Raw genomic sequence first — 18060 nt, forward strand, 5'->3', positions numbered from 1 at the left:
GATCGGGTGTCGGCCCGATCACATCACGGGGTCAGTTCAGATCTCTCCGAAGCCTTCGTCCACCGCACCGATGAAGGCGTCCACCGCCGCCCGGGCCTGCGGTCCGGTCGCGCTGATCGTGAGCACCTGACCCTGGGTCGCACCCAGCTGCATCAGCTCCAGCACACTGGCCCCGTTCACCCCGTCGACCTGCACCTGGGCGTCGAAACCGGCCATCATCCGGGACAGCACCGCCGCCGGCCGGGCGTGCAGACCGAGCGGGTTCCTCACCGTGACCTGCCCGCTGATCGCCCCGGTGTCCGACGGCTGCTCCGGCTCGACGGCCGAGGACGCCGGGGCGGACCCGGCCCGCTCGGCGGCGGCCTGCACCGCGTCGATCCCGGCGCCACCGGCGGCCTCGACCCCGGCGACGACGGCTCCCTCGACCAGTGGTGCCTGCGCCAGGCGCACCCGGCTCGCCACCTCCTCGTCCAGCAGCTCGAGCACCATCTCCGTGGTCAGCGTGGCCGACCCGAGGTCGGTGAGCACGAGCACGTCGCGGCCGTCCTCCGCCGCCTGTTCGATCGCCGCGGTGACCAGGTCAACCGAGGTGCCCAGCCCACCGGCGGGATCGCCGCCGGCCGGAACGATCAGCACCCCCGGCGCCATCTGCCCGGCCAGGTCCCGCAGCCCCTCGGCGATCAACGCCGAGTGCGAGACCAACACCAGGGCGACGCTCGGCGTCATGCCGCCGTCTCCGCCGCCGCGGCCAGGATCAGCGCCGTCGAGGTGGCCCCCGGATCCTGGTGACCGACCGACCGCTCACCCAGGTAGGACGCCCGGCCCTTGGTCGCCAGCATGCCGGTCGTGGCCTCGGCGCCCGCCCGGGCCGCCTCGGCCGCCGCCGCCAGCACCGCCGCCGGGGACGCACCCTGGTCGGCGGCGGTGACCGCCGCCTCCACCGCCGGGGTCCAGGCGTCGACCATGGTCTTCTCCCCGGTGGTCGCCTTGCCCCGGGCCACGATGCCCTCCAGGGCCGCCTCCAGCAGGGCCACCACCCCGTGGGCGTCCAGCTCCGGCACGCCGGTCACCTTCGCCGCACGCAGATAGGCGGTGCCGTAGAGCGGACCCGCGGCGCCGCCCACCGTCGACATCAGGGTGGTGGCGACCAGCTTGAGCACCTCCCCCGGGTCCGCGGGCGGCGCCGACAACCCGTCCAGCTTGGCCACCACGGCGCTGAAGCCCCGGGTCAGGTTCTCCCCGTGATCGCCGTCGCCGATCTGCCGGTCGAGCTCGATCAGCTCACTGCGGTGATCGGCCACCACCTGTGCGGTGCGTCGCGTCCACGCCACCGCCCAGTCCACGCCCAGGCTTCCCGCCATGCTCCGTTGCCACCTCCCGGCACTTCGTCGTACCCGTGTCTACGGCTGTCGCGTCACCAGTGCAACGCGGGCGTGCTGACCGGCGCGTCCCACAGTGCCGTCAGCTCGTCGTCCAGCCGGAGCACAGTGACCGAGGCGCCCTGCATCTCCAGTGATGTCACATAGTTGCCGACCAACGACCGGGTCACGGTGACCCCGCGCTCGGTCAGCAGCTTGTGGGCCTGACGATAGACGACGAACAGCTCGCTCAGCGGCGTGCCACCCATGCCGTTGACGAACAGCAGCACGTTCTCCCCGCTGGTCAGCCCGAGGTCGTCGGCCACCGGGTCCAGCAGCATCCGGGTGATGTCGTCGGCGGGGGCCAGCGGGATCCGGTGCCGACCCGGCTCGCCGTGGATGCCGATCCCGATCTCGATCTCGTCCTCCGGCAGGTCGAAGGAGGGCTTGCCGGCGTGCGGCACGGTGCAGGCCGACAGCGCGACCCCCATCGACCGGACGTTCGCGATCACCTGCTCGGCCACCGCGGTCACCGCGTCCAGGTCGTCGCCCCGGGCCGCCGCGGCCCCGGCGATCTTCTCCACCGCCACGGTGCCCGCGACCCCGCGGCGCCCGGCGGTGTACAGCGAGTCCTCCACCGCGACGTCGTCGTTCACGATCACGGTACGCACGGTGATGTCATCGGCCTCGGCCAGCTCGGCGGCGGTCTCGAAGTTCAGCACGTCGCCGGTGTAGTTCTTCACGATCGCGAGCACCCCGGCGCCGGAGTCGGCGGCGGCGATGGCCGGGGCGATCGCGTCCGGGGTCGGGGAGGTGAACATCGCCCCCGGCACCGCCGCGTCCAGCATCCCGTCACCGACGAATCCGGCGTGCAGCGGCTCGTGCCCGCTGCCACCCCCGGAGACCAGACCGACCTTGCCCGCCACCGCGCCACCGGCCCGGCTGACGAAGAGCGGGTCGGTGTGCATCGTCACCCGGTCGGCGTGGACGAGCGCGAAGCCCTCCACCGACTCGGCGACCACGTTCTGCGGATCGTTGATGAGCTTCTTCACGGCCGGGTCCTTTCCGCGGGGGTCAGACGGCATCGTCTGCCCCGCCTACGTTGGTGCCACCCGCGCGGGGCGTCAAGGAGGAAACGTGCGCGGGGGCTGCACGTCTGTGCAGCCCCCGCGACGACCCGCTCAGACCCGGCCGTACAGCACCCGCGCCTCGGCGACCAGGAAGATCGATCCGGTCACCACCACACCGGCGCCGCGCTCCACCCCGCCCTCGGCCAGATCGCTGGCCAGGGTCACCGCGTCGTCCAGCCGCTCGCGGACATGCACCCGGTCCTCACCGAAGACGTCGACCGCGACCTCGGCCAGGTCGTCGACCTCCATCGACCGCTCGTTCGACGACGCGCGGGTGACCACGATCTCGGCCAGCGCCGGTTCCAAGGTCGCGAGGATCCCCTCCACGTCCTTGTCCGCCATCATGCCGACCACCCCGACCACCCGCTGGAAGGCGAATGCCTCGTCCAGGGCGGCAGCCAGCGACTCGGCACCGGCCGGGTTGTGCGCGCCGTCCACGATCACGGTCGGGCTGCTGCGCACGATCTCCAACCGGCCCGGCGAGTCCACCGTGGCGAAGGCCGCCTCGACCACACCGCCGTCCAGGGCACCACCACCGGCCATCAGCGCCTCGGTCGCCGCCAGGGCCGCCAGGGCGTTGTGCGCCTGGTGCGCGCCGAACAGCGGCAGGAACACCTCGGTGTAGACACCGCCGGTGCCGCGCAGCGAGAGCAGCTGACCGCCCACCGCGACCTGCCGGTCCAGCACCTCGATGTCGATGCCCTCCCGGATCACCCGAGCGCCCTTGGCCGCCGCCTCGCCGAGGATGACCGACTCGGCCTCCTCCTGCTGGGTCGCCAGCACCAGGGTGGAGCCGTCCTTGACGATCCCGGCCTTCTCCCCGGCGATCTCGACCAGGGAGTGCCCGAGCCAGCGCTCGTGGTCGTAGGCCACCGGGGTGATCACCGCGACCTCGGCGTCGACCACATTGGTGGCGTCCCAGCGGCCACCCATCCCGACCTCGATCACGGCGACGTCGACCGGGGCGTCGGCGAAGGCCGCCAACGCCATCACGGTGAACACCTCGAAGAAGCTCAGGCCGGGCCGCCCCTGCTCCTGCTCGCGCAGATCGACCATGTGCACGTACGGGGCCACGTCCTGCCAGGTCGCCACGAAGTCCTCGTCGCTGATCGGCTCGCCGTCGATCGCGATCCGCTCGGTGACCCGGTGCAGGTGTGGGCTGGTGAACCGGCCGGTGCGCAGGCCGTGCTCGCGCACCAGTCGCTCGATCATCCGGGCGGTGGAGGTCTTGCCGTTCGTCCCGGTCACGTGCACCACCCGGTAGGCGCGCTGCGGGTCACCCAGCAGCTCGCACACCTGCGCCACCCGGTCCAGGGTCGGGTCGATGTCGTGCTCCGGTCGACGGGCCAGGATCCCGGCGTAGACCTCGTCGGCCTCCCGGCGCGCCTGGGCCGCGAGCGCATCGGCATTCGGCTTGCTCATGCGTCCACCTTCGTCACGGTCACGGTCAGGTCGCCAGCGGTCGCCACGGTCACCGAGGTGGCCAGGGTCTCCCGGGCGATGAAGTCCCGGTGTGCCTCGACCGCGGCGGCGTCGGACTCCGGCACGCCCAGGGCGAGCGCGATCCGGTCCGACACGTCCAGACCGGCCGCCTTGCGGGCGTCCTGCACCGCCCGCACCACGTCCCGGGCATACCCCTCGGCGAGCAGCGCCTCGTCCAGGCGCAGGTCCAGCACCACGAACCCACCGCCGGGCAGCACCCCGGCCGCCAGGTCCTCGCCGCCCGCCACGTCGATGGTGGTGGTCAGCTCGTACTCGGCGGGCAGCAGCGGCACCGGGCCGTCGTCGGTGGCGACCACGACCGCGCCGTCGCCGTCCAGGGACCAGGCGCCGGACTTGGCCGCCTTGATCACGGTCTGCACACCGCGGCCGAGCCGGGGACCGGCGGCCCGGGCGTTCACCGCGAGGTTCTGCCGGATGTCCAGCCCGGCCTCCTCGATGGTGGTCAGCCGCACCGCCTTGACGTTCAGCTCCGCCGCGAGCAGGTCGGTGAACGGGGCCAGCGCGGCCGGGTCGGCGACCGCCACCCGCAGCTCGTGCAGCGGCTGCCGGACCCGCAGGCTGTGCGCCTTGCGCAGACCGAGCGCCGCCGACACCGCCTCGCGCACGGCGTCCACCGCCGCGACCAGGTCGTCCGCGGGGGCCAGCGCCAGGTCGTCGGCACCGCCGTCACCGAGCACCGGCCAGTCGGTCAGGTGCACCGAGCGGCCACCGGTCAGCCCGCGCCAGACTTCCTCGGACAGCAGCGGGGCCAGCGGCGCCATCACCCGGGTCAGGGTCTCCAGCGCGGTCCACAGCGTGTTGAACGCGGCGGGGTCCTCGGCCCAGAACCGGTCCCGCTGGGTGCGCACGTACCAGTTGGTCAGCAGGTCCAGGTGCTGGCGCACCGTCTCGCAGGCGCCCGGCACGTCGTAGGCGTCCAGCTGGGCGGTGACCTGCTCCACCAGGGTGCGGGTCCGGGCCAGCAGGTAGCGGTCCATGGTGGACAGCTGGTCCTCGGCGGTGACCCGACGCGCCTGCACCGGGGTCTTCGCGGCATTGGCGTAGAGCGCGAAGAAGTACCAGGTGCTCCACAGCGGGAGCAGCACCTGGCGCACCTCGGAGCGGATGCCCTCCTCGGTGACCACCAGGTTGCCGCCGCGCAGGATCGGCGAGGCCATCAGGAACCAGCGCATCGCATCCGACCCGTCCCGGTCGAAGACCTCGGAGACATCCGGGTAGTTGCGCAGGGACTTGCTCATCTTGCGGCCGTCGGAGCCGAGCACGATGCCGTGCGAGACGCTGGTGGTGAAGGCCGGCTTGTCGAACAGCGCGGTGGCGAGCACGTGCAGCAGGTAGAACCAGCCACGGGTCTGCCCGATGTACTCCACGATGAAGTCACCCGGGTAGTGGTGCTCGAACCAGTCGGTGTTCTCGAACGGGTAGTGCACCTGGGCGTAGGGCATCGACCCGGAGTCGAACCACACGTCGAAGATGTCCTCGATCCGGCGCATGGTCGACTGGCCGGTCGGGTCGTCCGGGTTCGGCCGGGTCAGCTCGTCGATGAACGGGCGGTGCAGATCCGGCTCGCCGTCGTCGTTCAGGGGCAGTCGACCGAAGTCGGCCTCCAGCTCGGCGAAGGAGCCGTAGACGTCCACCCGCGGGTAGGCGGGGTCGTCGCTCACCCAGACCGGGATCGGGGTGCCCCAGAACCGGTTGCGGGAGATCGACCAGTCACGGGCGTTGGCCAGCCAGTTGCCGAACTGACCGTCCTTGATGTGGTCCGGCACCCAGGTGATCTGCTCGTTCAGCTCCACCATCCGGTCGCGGAACTGGGTCACCCGCACGAACCAGGAGGACACCGCCTTGTAGATCAGCGGGTTCCGGCACCGCCAGCAGTGCGGGTAGGAGTGCACGTAGGACGCCTGGCGCAGCACCCGGCCGTCGGCCTTGAGGCGCTGACTGATCGGCCGGTTCGCCTCGAAGACCTGCTCCCCGGCGAAGTCGGTCACGAACGGCAGGAACCGTCCGCCGTCGTCCACGCTCAACACGGTGGGGATGTCGGCCGCGGCGCACGCCTCGGAGTCGACCTCACCGTAGGCCGGGGCCATGTGCACCACACCGGTGCCGTCCTCGGTGGTCACGAAGTCGCCGAGCAACACCTGCCAGGCGTTCCCGAGGTCGTCACGATCGGCCAGGTAGTCGAACAGCCGCTGGTAGCGCAGCCCCGCCAGCTCACGACCGGGCAGCTCGCGGGTGACCGCGGCGCGGGCGGCCTCGGCGTCGTCGTAGCCCAGGTCCTTGGCGTAGTTGCCGAGCAGGTCGGTCGCCAGCAGGAAGGAGCCGTCACCGGCGCTGGTCCCGTTCGGCCCCGCGGGCACCACCACGTAGGTCACGTCCGGCCCCACCGCGAGCGCCTGGTTGGTCGGCAGCGTCCACGGCGTGGTGGTCCAGGCCAGCGCCGCCACCCCGACCAGGCCCTTCGCCTCCGCCGCCTCGCCGACGAACGGGAAGGAGACGGTCAGCGTCTGGTCCTGGCGGTCCTGATAGACGTCGTCGTCCATCTTCAGCTCGTGGTTGGACAGCGGGGTCTGGTCGTGCCAGCAGTACGGCAGCACCCGGTAGCCCTGGTAGGCGAGGCCCTTGTCATACAGCTGCTTGAACGCCCAGATCACCGACTCCATGTAGGTCGGGTCGAGCGTCTTGTAGTCGTGGTCGAAGTCCACCCAGCGGGCCTGCCGGGTGACGTACTCCTGCCACTCCGCGGTGTACCGCAGCACGGAGGACCGGCAGGCGTCGTTGAACGCCTTGATGCCCATCTCCTCGATCTGCGACTTGTCCGTGATGCCGAGGATCCGCTCGGCCTCCAGCTCGGCGGGCAGACCGTGGGTGTCCCAGCCGAAGCGCCGCTCCACCCGGCGACCGCGCTGGGTCTGGTACCGGCCGACGATGTCCTTGGCGTACCCGGTCAGCAGGTGACCGTAGTGCGGCAGGCCGTTGGCGAACGGGGGGCCGTCGTAGAAGACGAACTCGTTCGCTCCGTTCTCCCCCGCCGGACGGTGATCGATCGACGCCTGGAAGGTGCCGTCCTGCTGCCAGTAGTCCAGGACGCGCTGCTCCAGGGCGGGCAGGTCCGGGGACGCGGGCAGCGCGCTGGAATCGTCGCGGTGCATCGGGTAGGCCATGACGGCGCTCTCCTGTGGTCGGCAGTTCGGCGGGGCCACGGGGACGACACCTCGGGCGACGTGCTGCCCTCGATACCGCGGTACCACCCCGCTTGCCGACGCGTCCGGGAACGCAACGACCACTCGGACGGCTGTGACGGGCCTACCCGTCCGGTTCTACTGAGGTGCGGACACCCGTTCTTCCGGCGGCTCCCCGGTGATGGCCGGATCGATGCCTGTGCCGCCGATACTAACCCCTCGCCGCATCCGTCCACGCGCCGGACCGACCGTCCCGAGCCGCGTCCGTGCCCGCGCCAGGCCGACCGTGCCGAGCCGCGTCCGTGCACGCGCCAGGCCGACCGTGCCGAGCCGCGTCCGTGCACGCGCCAGGCCGACCGTGCCGAGATGACAGAAACCGACGGCTAGGGGTGGGTTGCAGCGTCGGTTTCTGTCATCTCGATGCGGGCCGCGCGGGTTCGCGGGCCGCGGGGGTTCGCGGGCAGGCGCGGGTGCAGGGGCAGGCGCGGGTTCGCGGGCAGGCGCGGGTGCAGGGGCGCGGGGTGAGTGCAGCCGGGGTGTGCAGTGCGGGCGTGAGGTCAGGCGGTGACCGGGGGCAGTGCCGACCACGGGAAGGTGATCCACTTCGCGGTCCGCCGCCACACGAAGTCCGGCGACACGATCGAGTGCGGCTTGCTGTAGAGCACCACGGTGCGGGCCTCCTCGCAGTGCTTCGCGACGATCTTCTGCACCAGGGCCAGGGTCTCCCCGGTGTCAGCGACGTCGTCGACCACCAGCACCCGGCGGCCGACCAACGCGTCGGTGTCCAGGAACGGCGGCAGCACCTGCGGCTCGGTCAGTCGCGCGTCGACCCCGGTGTAGAACTCCACGTTGAGCGCGTCGCACGCCTTCAGGCCCAGCGCGTAGGACAGCGCCCCGGCCGGCAGCAGGCCGCCACGGGCCACCGCGATCACCACATCCGGCTCGAACCCGGACGCGACCACCTCACGGGCGAGCTGGCGGGCCGCCTCACCGAAGTCGTCCCAGGTCAGGATCTCGCGATCCTCGGGGAGTTCCTGTCCGGCTGCGGCCTCGGCGAACGTCATGGCGGCATGCTAGACGGCCGGGACTGTGCGCAGGGACGGGGCGGGCTGTCGGGGACCTGAAGGCGCGCGTGCGTGGTCTCGACAGGGCGGTCGGCAGGCACACCGGACGGGCGGGCGCGATGTCCCGAGGGGCTGGCTCGGCGGCCCGACCAGGCGGCCTGACAGGATGCCGCCATGCCCCTCGTCCTCCTCGACCTCGACGGCACGCTGACCGACTCCGCCTCCGGCATCCTCGGCTCGATCCGGGCCACCTACGCGGCGCTGGGCATCCCGACCCCGACCGAGGACGTGCTGCGCGGCTTCGTCGGTCCCCCGCTGACCGAGAACCTGCTCGGCCACGGCGTCCCCGCCGAGCGACTGGACGAGGCGGTCGCCGCCTACCGGGCCTCCTACGCGACCGGGATGTACGACAACGCCGTCTACCCGGGCATCCCGTCGGCGCTGGCCGCGCTGCGCGACGCCGGGGCGCGGCTGGTGGTCGCCACCTCGAAGCCGGAACCGTTCGCGGTGCGGATCTGCGCGCACCTGGACCTGACCCGCCGGGTGGACGCGATCGCCGGGGCGTCGATGGACGGGCGGCGCGGCACGAAGGCCGAGGTGGTCGCCCGGGCGCTGTCGATGGCCGGGACGGCGGCACGCGGGCCACGGATCATGGTCGGCGACCGGTCGCACGACGTGCACGGGGCGGGCGAGCACGGGATCGCGACGGTGGGCGCCGGGTGGGGGTACGGGGCACCCGGGGAGCTGCTCGCAGCCGGTGCGGTCGCCGTGGTCGAAGAGCCGGGTGGGCTGGCGCGGGCGGTGCTGGACCAGGTGGCGTGAGGGTGGCCGCCCGGTGGCACCGAGCGCGAAGGGCGCTCGGCGGGCCGGGCACGCGGCGCGCACCGGGCGCGGGTCGGGGCCGGTCGGACTAGCGTCGGCGGCATGACCGAGGTCGTGTGCGATCTGGCGGTGTCCCTGGGCGTCGGGCCCGCGTGATGGCCCGCCTCATCGCGGCCGCCTCGGCATCGGTGGACGGTTTCATCGCCGGGCCCGGCGGCGACATGTCCTGGCTCACCCCGTACCTCACCGCCGAACCGAACCCGCTGATCGACGACCTGGTGACGCGGACCGGGGCGGTGCTGTCCGGCGCCCGCAGCCACTTCGGCGACGACCCGCACCGCGGCGACCCCGAGCACGAGGGGCTGTACGCGGGCACCTGGCAGGGGCCGGAGGTCGTGCTGACCCACCGCCGTCCGTCCGGCACGGTGCGGGGCGATGTCACCTACCTGGACGATCTGGACGCGGCGGTCGATCTGGCGCGCCGGTCGGCGGGGGCCGGTGACGTGAGCGTGGTCGGCGGCCAGCTGACCGGCACCCTGCTGCGCGCCGGGCTGCTGGACGAGCTCGTCGTGCAGTGGGTGCCGGTGGTGCTGGGCGGTGGCACGCGGCTGGTGGCCGCCGGGTCGACGGTGCGACTGGAACTGCTCGCCACGCACGCGACCACCGCCCGCTACCGACCTGCCTAGCCCTTCGCGGTCTGGGTGTTCGACACCTGGGCGCGGGGCCGGACGATCAGGGTGTCGATGTTCACGTGGTGCGGGCGGGTGAGGGCGAAGGCGATCACGTCGGCGATGTCGTCGGCGACCAGCGGCTGGTACCCGGCGTAGACCTGGGCGGCACGGTCGGCGTCGCCCCCGAATCGGTTGAGCGAGAACTCCTCGGTGGCCACCGCGCCCGGGGCGATGTCGATCACCCGGACCGGCTGGCCGATCAGCTCCAGCCGCAGTGTGGTGGTGAGCATCCGCTCGGCGTGCTTCACCCCGGTGTAGCCGCCGCCGCCCTCGTAGGGTCCCTGCGCGGCGGTCGAGGTGACCACCAGCACGTCGCCGCGTCCGCTGGCGATCAGCTGCGGCAGCAGCGCCTGGGTGACCCGCAGGGTGCCGAGCACGTTGATGTCGTACATCTTCTGCCAGTCGTCGACGTTGGCCTCGGCGACCGGTTCCAGGCCGAAGGCGCCCCCGGCGTTGTTCACCAGGCTGGTCACCCCGCCGGTGGCGTCCAGGTGAGCGGCCAGCCGGTCGACGTCGGCCTGCACGGTGAGGTCGGCGGCGAATGCCTCCGCGCCGGTCTCCGCCGCCAGGTCGGCCAGGCGGTCGGCCCGGCGGGCCACGGCCACCACGTCCCAGCCCTCGGCACGCAGACGACGGACGGTGGCGGCGCCGATGCCGGAGGACGCGCCGGTGACGACGGCGCGCGGGGTGGTGCTGCTGCTCATGGTGATGCCCTTCTGGCTGGGGAGGTGAACGACCCTACGTCGCTAGAGTCCGACGGCGGTGAGTGCCTCGTCGTAGACCGCGAGCGCCGTAGCCACCTGGTCGGCGGTGACGATGCACGGCGGCACCACGTGGATCCGGTTGTCCTGGACGAAGGGCAGCAGCCCCCGGTCGAGCAGGGCCGACTTCAGCGCTGCCATCGTCGGGGCGGGCACCGGTTCCCGGGTGACCGGGTCGGTGACGAGCTCCACCGCCCAGAACACCCCGGCGCCCCGGACCTCGCCGATGCCGCGGTGGCGGTCGGCGAGCGCTGCCAGCCCGGGGCCGATCAGCTCCGCGCCGACCTGCGCCGCGTGCGCCACGATGCCCTCGGTCTCCATCGCCTGGATGGTGGCGACGACGGCCGCCATCGCGAGCGGGTGCCCGGAGTAGGTCAGCCCGCCGGGGAACACCCGGTCGTCGAAGGCGGCCGCGATCGGGGCGGAGATGATGACGCCACCGGCCGGGACGTAGCCGGAGTTGACCCCCTTGGCGAAGGTGATCAGGTCCGGCACCACGTCATGCTGGTCGAAGGCGAACCAGCTGCCGGTGCGACCGAAGCCCGCCATCACCTCGTCCAGGATCAGCAGGATGCCGTAGCGGTCGGCGATGGCACGGACCCCGGCGAGGTAGCCCGGCGGCGGGACCAGCACTCCCCCGGTGCCGACCACGGTCTCGATCAGGATCGCGGCGATCGACCCGGCGCCCTCGGCCTGCACCACCCGTTCCAGGTGATGCAGGGCGCGCTCGCACTCCTGCTCCGGGGTGGTCGCCCAGAACTCGGAGCGGTACAGGTACGGGCCGAAGCAGTGCACGTGGCCGCGCGCGAACTCGTTGGGCACCCGGCGCCAGTCGCCGGTGGCGACCACCGCCGCCCCGGTGTTGCCGTGGTACGACCGGTAGAACGAGAGCACCTTGTCCCGCCCGGTCACCTGGCGCGCCATCCGGATCGCGTTCTCGTTCGCGTCGGCCCCGCCGTTGGTGAAGAACACCTTGCTGAAGCCCGCCGGCGCGTGGCGCAGGATCGCCTCGGCGGCCCGGCCCCGGGGCAGGACGGCGTGCTGCGGGGCGATGGTGGTCAGCGTCGACGCCTGGTCCTGGATCGCGGCGACCACCGCCGGGTGCTGGTGACCGATGTTGGTGTTCACCAGCTGACTGGAGAAGTCCAGCAGCCGTCGGCCGTCCTCCAGGGTGACCTCGCAGCCGGCGGCCGAGGTGACCACCAGCGGGTCGAGCGCCGCCTGGGCCGACCAGGAGTGGAAGACGTGCGCCCGGTCCAGGTCGTGTGCAACGGATGTCATGCGGGGTCCCTCGGGTGGTGACGGACCGGGTGCGGAGCCCTGGGGCACCGCACCCGGTGGGTGGTCGGTCAGTTGCCGCCGGGCTGCAGCTCGACGTCGATCGGGGTGAAGTCCTCGCCCGTGACGTCGACTCCCTCCGCCGTCAGCTCGTCGAGCGCCTGCTGGACGTACTCGTTGCTGTACGCGGTCTCCGGCGGAGCGGAGCTGATGATCGTCGCGCCGGTCTCGTTGGAGGTCTCCTGCGCCATCGCCACCGTCGCGTCCCAGGCGTCCTGGTCGATCAGGCCGATCCCGCCGCTGGTGCTGGGCCAGATCAGCTTGTTCACCTCGTTGGCCATCCACAGCTGGTGGCTGGTGCCGAGGGTGGACCCGGCGGCGGTGACGATGTCGGCCGCCTCTTGCGGGTTGTCCCGCGCGTAGATCCAGCCCTGCAAGCTGGCCTTGATGAAGGCGACGGTCGTCTCGGCGTAGTCCGGGTCGTCGGCCAGGCGACCGGCGTCGGCCCAGATCGCGTCCTGGAGCATCGCGGTGCCCTCGTCGTTCCAGTCGATCACCGAGAAGTCGTCCGGCTGGTACAGCTCACCGGTCTCCGGGTCCTCGGTCTCCAGGAGCTGGGCGTACTCGTTGTAGGTCATCGCCTGCGCCGCGTCGATGTCGCCGGCCAGGAAGGCGTTCATGTCGAATGCCTGCTGCACGATCTGGAAGTCGGTGACGTCGGCCTTGTTCAGCCCGGCGAACAGCTCCCACTCGTTGCCGTAGCCCCAGGAGCCGATGGTCTTGCCCTCCAGGTCGGCCACCGAGTCGATGCCGGAGTCGGCGAAGGCGACCTGCAACGTCGCCGACCGCTCGAAGATCTGGGCCACATTGGTCAGCTCGGCGCCCTGCTCGATGGACCCGAGCACCTTCGGCACCCAGGCCACCGCGTAGTCGACCTCACCGTTCGCCAGGGCGTCCTGCGGCACGATGTCGCCGCCGGAGGGCAGGATCTCCACGTCCAGTCCGGCGTCGGCGTAGTAGCCCTGGTCCAGGGCGGCGTAGTACCCGGAGAACTGGGCCTGGGTCAGCCACTGCAGCTGCAGCTTCACCGGGGTGAGGTCACCCGCTGTGCTGCTGGAGCCTTCGGAGCCCGCTGAGCTGTCGGAGTCGCCTCCGGAACATCCGGCCAGGGCCAGGGCCGCGACCAGTCCCGCGGCGGTCGCCGTCACTCTCGATCTGCGCATGACCTCTCCTCGCTGTCAGGGAATTGCAGGGGGAACGGGGGGTGGTGCTGTCATCGGGTGGGCTGACGGGGCGCGCCCCACCGCTCCAGGGCGGAGGTGGCCAGGTAGAACACCAGCCCGACCAGCACGCCGCCGAGGACGTAGGCCCAGGCGCGGGCGTAGTTCGACCCGGCCGCGGCGGTGGTGATGAACGAGCCGATCCCGGTGCGTGGCCCGCCGAAGTACTCGGCGACGATCGCGCTGATCACCGCCAGCGACGACGCCAACCGCAGTCCGGTCAGCACGAAGGGCACGGCGGTGGGGATGGTCACCTGCCGGGTGATCTGCCGGGGCGTGGCCGCGAGCGCCCGCATCAGGTCGCGGTGCACCGGCCGCACCTGGCGCAGCCCACGCAGCGTGTTCACGAACACCGGCACCGCCACCGCGACGGCCACCACGATCTGCCGCCCGGTCTCGGCCGCGGCGCCGTACATCGTGTAGAGCACCGGGGCGAGCGCCACGATCGGCACCACCGCGAGCCCGGCGACCAGCGGTGCCAGCAGCGCGTCCACGATCGGGGAGGCGGCGGCCGCCACCGCCGCACCGATCCCGACGACCGCGCCGATCAGCAGCCCGATCAGCGCGTTGCCGCCGGTGACCCAGGCCGCCCCGGCGATGGTGTCGGCGAACTCGACGAACTCCGCGCCGATCGCGGCCGGGCTGGGCAGCAGGTACGCCGGGATGTCCGCGACCTCGACCGCCGCCTGCCAGGCGGCGAGCAGGAGCGCGAACAGCAGCACCGGGGCGACCAGCCGGTGCCAGGTGCGCCGTCGCCGTGGTGCCGACGGGGCGAGCGCCGTGGGCCGGGTGAGCAGTGCCGCGCTCACCGGGTCTCCACCCCGCGCGGCGTCCCGGTGACGCCACCGTGCAGTGCCTCGCGGACGGCGGTGACGGCGTCGAAGTAGGCGCGGTCCTCGCGCAGGCCGTCATCGCGGTCACCGGCACCGAGCCGCACCGGCACCACGTCGGCGATCCGGCCCGGGCGCGGGGACATCACCACCACCCGGTCGGAGAGGAACACCGCCTCCGGGATCGAGTGGGTGACGAACACCACCGCCGCCCGGGTCTCGGCACAGATCCGCACCAGCTCGGACTGCAGGCGCTCGCGGGTCATCTCGTCCAGCGCGCCGAAGGGCTCGTCCATCAGCAACAGGCTGGGCCGCTCGGCCAGTGCCCGGGCGATGGCCACCCGCTGCTGCATCCCGCCGGACAGCTGGTCCGGGAAGTGGTCGGCGAACTCGGTCAACCCCACCAGGTCGAGCATCTCGGTGGCGCGTTCTCTCCGTCCGGCCCTGCCCACGCCGTGCAAGGACAGCGGCAACTCGATGTTCGCGCGCACGGTGCGCCAGGGCAGCAGGCCCGCCTGCTGGAAGGCGATGCCGTAGTCGTGGGCCAGCCGGGCCTGTTCCGCGGAACGACCGAAGACCGACACCTGTCCGCTGGTCGGCCGGTCGAGGTCCGCGATCAGCCGCAGCAGTGTGGATTTGCCGCACCCGGACGGGCCGATCAGGGAGACGAACTCCCCCGCCGCGACGGTCAGGTCCACCCCGGACAGCGCGGTCACGGTGCCGAACTCGCGGGTGACGGCGCGGACGTCGACCGCCGCCGCCGGCAGGGACTCGGTGGTCATGCTGACACCTCCGCGCGGCGGAACCGGCCGAGGCCGACGCCGATCAGGCCGACCGCACCCGCCGCCACCAGGCCGAGCAGCACGGCGCCGAAGATCGGCGCCCACGGCTTGGCCGGGTCGGAGGAGGCGAAGTTGGCGAATTCCAGGATCATCCGGCCGATCCCGCCGGGCATACCGGTGGACACCTCGGCCACCACCACCCCGAGCACGGCGCTGGTCGCCGCGAGCCGCAGGGCGGGAAGCAGGTGCGGCACGCTGGCCGGCAGGCGCAGGCGCACCAGGGTCTGGGTCCAGCTCGCGGCGAAGCCCGCGAACAGTTCCTCGTGCAGCACGTCGGGTGAGCGCAGCCCGCGCAGCGCCCCCACCGCGACCGGGAAGAACGCGAGGTAGCTGGCGATCACCGCCACCGACATCCACGGCTGCCAGACGAAGGACCCCAGGTCGAGCTTGGCGCCCCAGCCCTTCACCAGCGGTGCGAGCGCGATCAGCGGCACGGTCTGGCTCAGGACCACCAGCGGCAGCACCGCGGAGCGGGCCAGCGCGAACCGGGTCATCAGCAGCGCCAGGGCGAAGCCGACCAGCACACCGATCAGCCAGCTCACCGCCGCGATCCGCAGGCTGGTCCCCCCGGCGCGCAGCACCGCCAGCCAGAGCGGGTCGGCCTGCGCCCCGGCCAGGGGTTCGGTCAGCCGGGCGATCATCTCGGTGACGTGCGGCATGGCCAGGTCGGTGGTCCGGGGCAGCACCCGCAGCTCCCCGATGCTCCAGCCCTCGTCCGGCACCACGGCCTTGACCAGTTCCCAGAGCAGGGCGAGCAGCAGCACGGCGGCGACCCCGATCCCGATCCGGCGCAGGGCGGCGACGGCTCTCATGCCGAGGCCACCACGGTCTCGGCCATCGCCGGGATGATCCGTTCGCCGTACATCCGCAGCGTCTCGTCCTTGTTGTCGTGCTGCAGGTACCCGGCGAACTGGGTCACCCCGAGCTCGCGCAGCGCCGTCAGCTTCGCCACGTGCTCCCGGGGCGAGCCGAGCAGGCAGAACCGCTCCACGATCTCGTCCGGGACGAACGCGGTGTGCGAGTTCCCGGCCCGACCGTGCTCGTTGTAGTCGTAGCCCTGCCGCCCGGCGATGTAGTCGGTGAGCGCCTTCGGCACGGACGACCCCTGGCCGTACTTGGCGACGATGTCGGCGACGTGGTTGCCGACCATCCCGCCGAACCACCGGCACTGCTCGCGCATGTGCGCCCGGGCCGCCGGGGAGTCGCCATCACCGACGTACATCGGGGCGGCGACGCAGAACGTGATCGCGTCCGGGTCCCGGCCCGCTGCCTCGGCGGCGGCGCGGACGGTGCCGATCATCCAGGCGGCGATGTCCGGGTCGGCGCACTGCAGGATGAACCCGTCGCCGACCTCGCCGGTCAGCTTGAGCGCCAGCGGGCCGTAGGCGGCGACCCACACCTCCAGCTCCGACCCCCGCGACCACGGGAACCGGACGGTACGGCCGTTGTGCTCGACGGCGCGGGAGTTGGCCAGCTCCCGGATGACGTGGATCGCCTCGCGCAGGGTCGCCAGGTTGGACGGTCGCCCGGCCAGGGTGCGGACCGCGGAGTCGCCGCGGCCGATCCCGCACACCGTCCGGTTGCCGAACATCTCGTTCAAGGTGGCGAAGGACGAGGCGAGCACCGTCCAGTCCCGGGTGGCCGGGTTGGTCACCATCGGGCCGACCTTCACCTTCCTGGTCGCCGCCAGGATCTGGGAGAACACCACGAACGGCTCCTGCCAGAGCAGGTGCGAGTCGAAGGTCCACACGTAGTCGAAGCCGTGGGTCTCGGCCGCGCGGGCCAGCTCCACCACCCGGGATGCGGGCGGGTCGTTCTGCATGACGACGCCGAATTCCATCGTTCGCCCCTCTCAGATCAGGTACTGCGACAGCGCCCGGGGCACGTAGCGGCCATGACCGGCCCGACCGTGGAAGGCACCGCCGTCGACGACCACCTGCCCACGGGACAGCACCGTGTCGACGTGCCCGTCGATCTCGAAGCCCTCCCAGGCCGAGTAGTCCATCGCCATGTGGTGGGTCTTCCCGAGGCCGATCGAGGTGTGCCCGTTCGGGTCGTAGATCACGACGTCGGCGTCAGCGCCGGGCGCCAGTACGCCCTTCTTGCCGTACATGCCGAACATCCGCGCCGGGGTGGTGCAGCAGATCTCCACCCAGCGCTCCAGGGTGATCTCCCCGGTCACCACGCCCTGGTACAGCAGGTCCATCCGGTGCTCGACCGAGCCGATGCCGTTCGGGATCTTCGAGAAGTCCCCGATCCCCATGTCCTTCTGGTCCTTCATGCAGAACGGGCAGTGATCGGTGGAGACCAGTTGCAGGTCGTTGGTGCGCAGGCTGTTCCACATCTGGTGCTGGTGGCCCTCGTGCTTCGAGCGCAGCGGGGTGGAACACACCCACTTCGCCCCCTCGAAGCCCGGCGCGCCCAGGTGCTCCTCCAACGACAGGTACAGGTACTGCGGGCAGGTCTCGCCGAAGACGTTCTGCCCCCGGTCCCGGGCCACCGCGATCTGCTCGGCCGCCTGCTTCGCGGAGACGTGCACGATGTACAGCGGCGCCCCGGTCAGGTCCGCGAGCATGATCGCCCGGTGGGTGGCCTCCGCCTCCGCCTGCCAGGGCCGCGACACCCCGTGGTAGTACGGCGCGGTCTCGCCCCGGGCCAGGTGCTGCTGCACCAGGGTGTCGATCACCGAGCCGTTCTCCGCGTGCATCATGATCATCGCGCCGTTGTCCGACGCCTTCTGCATCGCCCGCAGGATCTGCCCGTCGTCGGACAGGAAGACCCCCTTGTAGGCCATGAACAGCTTGAAGCTGGTGACGCCCTCGGCGATCAGCTCGTCCATCGCGTGCAGCGACGAGTCCTGCACGTCGGACAGGATCTGGTGGAAGGCGTAGTCGATCGCGCAGTTCCCGGCGGCCTTGTCCTGCCACAGCGCGAACTGGGTCAGCGGGTTCTCGTCCGGGTACTGCACCACGAAGTCGACGATGGTCGTCGTCCCGCCCCAGGCCGCCGCGGTGGTCCCGGACTCGAAGGTGTCCGAGGCGAAGGTGCCGCCGAAGGGCATCTCCATGTGGGTGTGCGCGTCGATGCCGCCCGGGATCACGTACTTGCCGGTCGCGTCGATCACCCGATCCACGCTGTGCACCAGATCCGAGCCGAGCAGCGTCGACCCCGGTGCCAGCAGCGCCACGATGGTCTCGCCGTCGATCAGCACGTCGGCAGCGCCACGGCCGGTCGCATTGACCACGGTGCCGCCGGTGATCAGCGTCGTCATCGCCCCGCCCC

16 protein-coding genes are annotated in these 18060 nt (G+C 72.0%); 2 read left to right on the top strand and 14 right to left on the bottom strand.

What is annotated here, in order from left to right:
• Nucleotides 1–36 precede the first annotated feature (36 nt).
• The 6 genes from dhaM to HGK68_RS10510 form a co-directional block, all read right to left on the bottom strand.
• On the bottom strand, nucleotides 37–726 hold the full coding sequence (gene dhaM, locus HGK68_RS10485; protein ID WP_169165914.1) for a dihydroxyacetone kinase phosphoryl donor subunit DhaM: 690 nt from the start codon (nucleotides 724–726) through the stop codon (nucleotides 37–39).
• Nucleotides 723–1361, bottom strand: coding sequence for a dihydroxyacetone kinase subunit DhaL (dhaL, locus tag HGK68_RS10490; protein WP_169165915.1), 639 nt, complete (start codon nucleotides 1359–1361; stop codon nucleotides 723–725). The genes dhaM and dhaL overlap by 4 nt, the downstream gene beginning before the upstream one ends.
• Nucleotides 1362–1414: 53 nt before the next feature.
• Nucleotides 1415–2410, bottom strand: a complete 996-nt coding sequence (gene dhaK / locus HGK68_RS10495; protein WP_169165916.1) for a dihydroxyacetone kinase subunit DhaK — start codon at nucleotides 2408–2410, stop codon at nucleotides 1415–1417.
• Between the two features lie 129 nt (nucleotides 2411–2539).
• The gene (locus HGK68_RS10500) at nucleotides 2540–3910 is read right to left on the bottom strand and encodes a bifunctional folylpolyglutamate synthase/dihydrofolate synthase (RefSeq protein WP_169165917.1); all 1371 of its coding nucleotides are present in this window, start codon (nucleotides 3908–3910) and stop codon (nucleotides 2540–2542) included.
• Nucleotides 3907–7152 (bottom strand): isoleucine--tRNA ligase, encoded by a 3246-nt coding sequence (gene ileS, locus HGK68_RS10505; RefSeq protein ID WP_169167067.1) that lies wholly within the window; start codon nucleotides 7150–7152, stop codon nucleotides 3907–3909. The genes HGK68_RS10500 and ileS overlap by 4 nt, the downstream gene beginning before the upstream one ends.
• A 575-nt stretch (nucleotides 7153–7727) precedes the next feature.
• Complete coding sequence (locus tag HGK68_RS10510; protein WP_169165918.1) at nucleotides 7728–8234, bottom strand: phosphoribosyltransferase; 507 nt, start codon at nucleotides 8232–8234, stop codon at nucleotides 7728–7730.
• Nucleotides 8235–8408: 174 nt separating this feature from the next.
• On the opposite strand from HGK68_RS10510, the gene HGK68_RS10515 reads away from it, so the two are divergent.
• Both HGK68_RS10515 and HGK68_RS10520 read left to right on the top strand, forming a co-directional pair.
• The gene (locus HGK68_RS10515) at nucleotides 8409–9056 is read left to right on the top strand and encodes an HAD hydrolase-like protein (RefSeq protein ID WP_169165919.1); all 648 of its coding nucleotides are present in this window, start codon (nucleotides 8409–8411) and stop codon (nucleotides 9054–9056) included.
• 155 nt (nucleotides 9057–9211) lie between these two features.
• Nucleotides 9212–9742 carry a dihydrofolate reductase family protein gene (locus HGK68_RS10520; protein ID WP_169165920.1) on the top strand — a complete coding sequence of 177 codons (531 nt, stop codon included), beginning with the start codon at nucleotides 9212–9214 and terminating at the stop codon, nucleotides 9740–9742.
• On the opposite strand, the gene HGK68_RS10525 is transcribed toward HGK68_RS10520, so the two are convergent.
• The 8 genes from HGK68_RS10525 to hydA all read right to left on the bottom strand — a co-directional run bounded on the left by HGK68_RS10525 (nucleotide 9739) and on the right by hydA (nucleotide 18049).
• Nucleotides 9739–10491 carry an SDR family oxidoreductase gene (locus HGK68_RS10525; RefSeq protein WP_169165921.1) on the bottom strand — a complete coding sequence of 251 codons (753 nt, stop codon included), beginning with the start codon at nucleotides 10489–10491 and terminating at the stop codon, nucleotides 9739–9741. The genes HGK68_RS10520 and HGK68_RS10525 overlap by 4 nt on opposite strands.
• Before the next feature lie 42 nt (nucleotides 10492–10533).
• The gene (locus tag HGK68_RS10530; protein WP_169165922.1) at nucleotides 10534–11829 is read right to left on the bottom strand and encodes an aspartate aminotransferase family protein; all 1296 of its coding nucleotides are present in this window, start codon (nucleotides 11827–11829) and stop codon (nucleotides 10534–10536) included.
• Between the two features lie 68 nt (nucleotides 11830–11897).
• Nucleotides 11898–13049, bottom strand: coding sequence for an ABC transporter substrate-binding protein (locus tag HGK68_RS10535; RefSeq protein WP_169165923.1), 1152 nt, complete (start codon nucleotides 13047–13049; stop codon nucleotides 11898–11900).
• Nucleotides 13050–13099: 50 nt separating this feature from the next.
• Nucleotides 13100–13915: an ABC transporter permease gene (locus tag HGK68_RS10540; RefSeq protein ID WP_246260286.1), complete on the bottom strand. Its 816-nt coding sequence runs from the start codon at nucleotides 13913–13915 to the stop codon at nucleotides 13100–13102.
• Nucleotides 13912–14718: an ABC transporter ATP-binding protein gene (locus tag HGK68_RS10545; RefSeq protein WP_169165924.1), complete on the bottom strand. Its 807-nt coding sequence runs from the start codon at nucleotides 14716–14718 to the stop codon at nucleotides 13912–13914. The genes HGK68_RS10540 and HGK68_RS10545 overlap by 4 nt, the downstream gene beginning before the upstream one ends.
• A complete protein-coding gene (locus HGK68_RS10550; RefSeq protein ID WP_169165925.1) occupies nucleotides 14715–15590 on the bottom strand; it encodes an ABC transporter permease in 876 nt (291 codons plus the stop codon). The genes HGK68_RS10545 and HGK68_RS10550 overlap by 4 nt, the downstream gene beginning before the upstream one ends.
• On the bottom strand, nucleotides 15587–16618 hold the full coding sequence (locus HGK68_RS10555) for a TIGR03842 family LLM class F420-dependent oxidoreductase (RefSeq protein WP_169165926.1): 1032 nt from the start codon (nucleotides 16616–16618) through the stop codon (nucleotides 15587–15589). Before HGK68_RS10555 ends, HGK68_RS10550 begins: the two co-directional genes overlap by 4 nt.
• A 12-nt stretch (nucleotides 16619–16630) precedes the next feature.
• Complete coding sequence (gene hydA / locus HGK68_RS10560; RefSeq protein WP_169167069.1) at nucleotides 16631–18049, bottom strand: dihydropyrimidinase; 1419 nt, start codon at nucleotides 18047–18049, stop codon at nucleotides 16631–16633.
• Nucleotides 18050–18060: the final 11 nt, after the last annotated feature.

The organism is Cellulomonas taurus, from assembly GCF_012931845.1.
GTDB classification, from domain to species: Bacteria; Actinomycetota; Actinomycetes; order Actinomycetales; family Cellulomonadaceae; genus Cellulomonas; species Cellulomonas taurus.

Coding starts and splice junctions, on each gene's coding strand:
- HGK68_RS10500 (WP_169165917.1), bottom strand. CDS start 3,910: ATGAGCAAGCCGAATGCCGATGCGCTCGCGGCCCAGGCGCGCCGGGAG.
- HGK68_RS10525 (WP_169165921.1), bottom strand. CDS start 10,491: ATGAGCAGCAGCACCACCCCGCGCGCCGTCGTCACCGGCGCGTCCTCC.
- HGK68_RS10545 (WP_169165924.1), bottom strand. CDS start 14,718: ATGACCACCGAGTCCCTGCCGGCGGCGGCGGTCGACGTCCGCGCCGTC.
- hydA (WP_169167069.1), bottom strand. CDS start 18,049: ATGACGACGCTGATCACCGGCGGCACCGTGGTCAATGCGACCGGCCGT.
- HGK68_RS10510 (WP_169165918.1), bottom strand. CDS start 8,234: ATGACGTTCGCCGAGGCCGCAGCCGGACAGGAACTCCCCGAGGATCGC.
- HGK68_RS10515 (WP_169165919.1), top strand. CDS start 8,409: ATGCCCCTCGTCCTCCTCGACCTCGACGGCACGCTGACCGACTCCGCC.
- ileS (WP_169167067.1), bottom strand. CDS start 7,152: ATGGCCTACCCGATGCACCGCGACGATTCCAGCGCGCTGCCCGCGTCC.
- HGK68_RS10530 (WP_169165922.1), bottom strand. CDS start 11,829: ATGACATCCGTTGCACACGACCTGGACCGGGCGCACGTCTTCCACTCC.
- dhaM (WP_169165914.1), bottom strand. CDS start 726: ATGACGCCGAGCGTCGCCCTGGTGTTGGTCTCGCACTCGGCGTTGATC.
- dhaL (WP_169165915.1), bottom strand. CDS start 1,361: ATGGCGGGAAGCCTGGGCGTGGACTGGGCGGTGGCGTGGACGCGACGC.
- HGK68_RS10535 (WP_169165923.1), bottom strand. CDS start 13,049: ATGCGCAGATCGAGAGTGACGGCGACCGCCGCGGGACTGGTCGCGGCC.
- HGK68_RS10520 (WP_169165920.1), top strand. CDS start 9,212: ATGGCCCGCCTCATCGCGGCCGCCTCGGCATCGGTGGACGGTTTCATC.
- HGK68_RS10550 (WP_169165925.1), bottom strand. CDS start 15,590: ATGAGAGCCGTCGCCGCCCTGCGCCGGATCGGGATCGGGGTCGCCGCC.
- HGK68_RS10555 (WP_169165926.1), bottom strand. CDS start 16,618: ATGGAATTCGGCGTCGTCATGCAGAACGACCCGCCCGCATCCCGGGTG.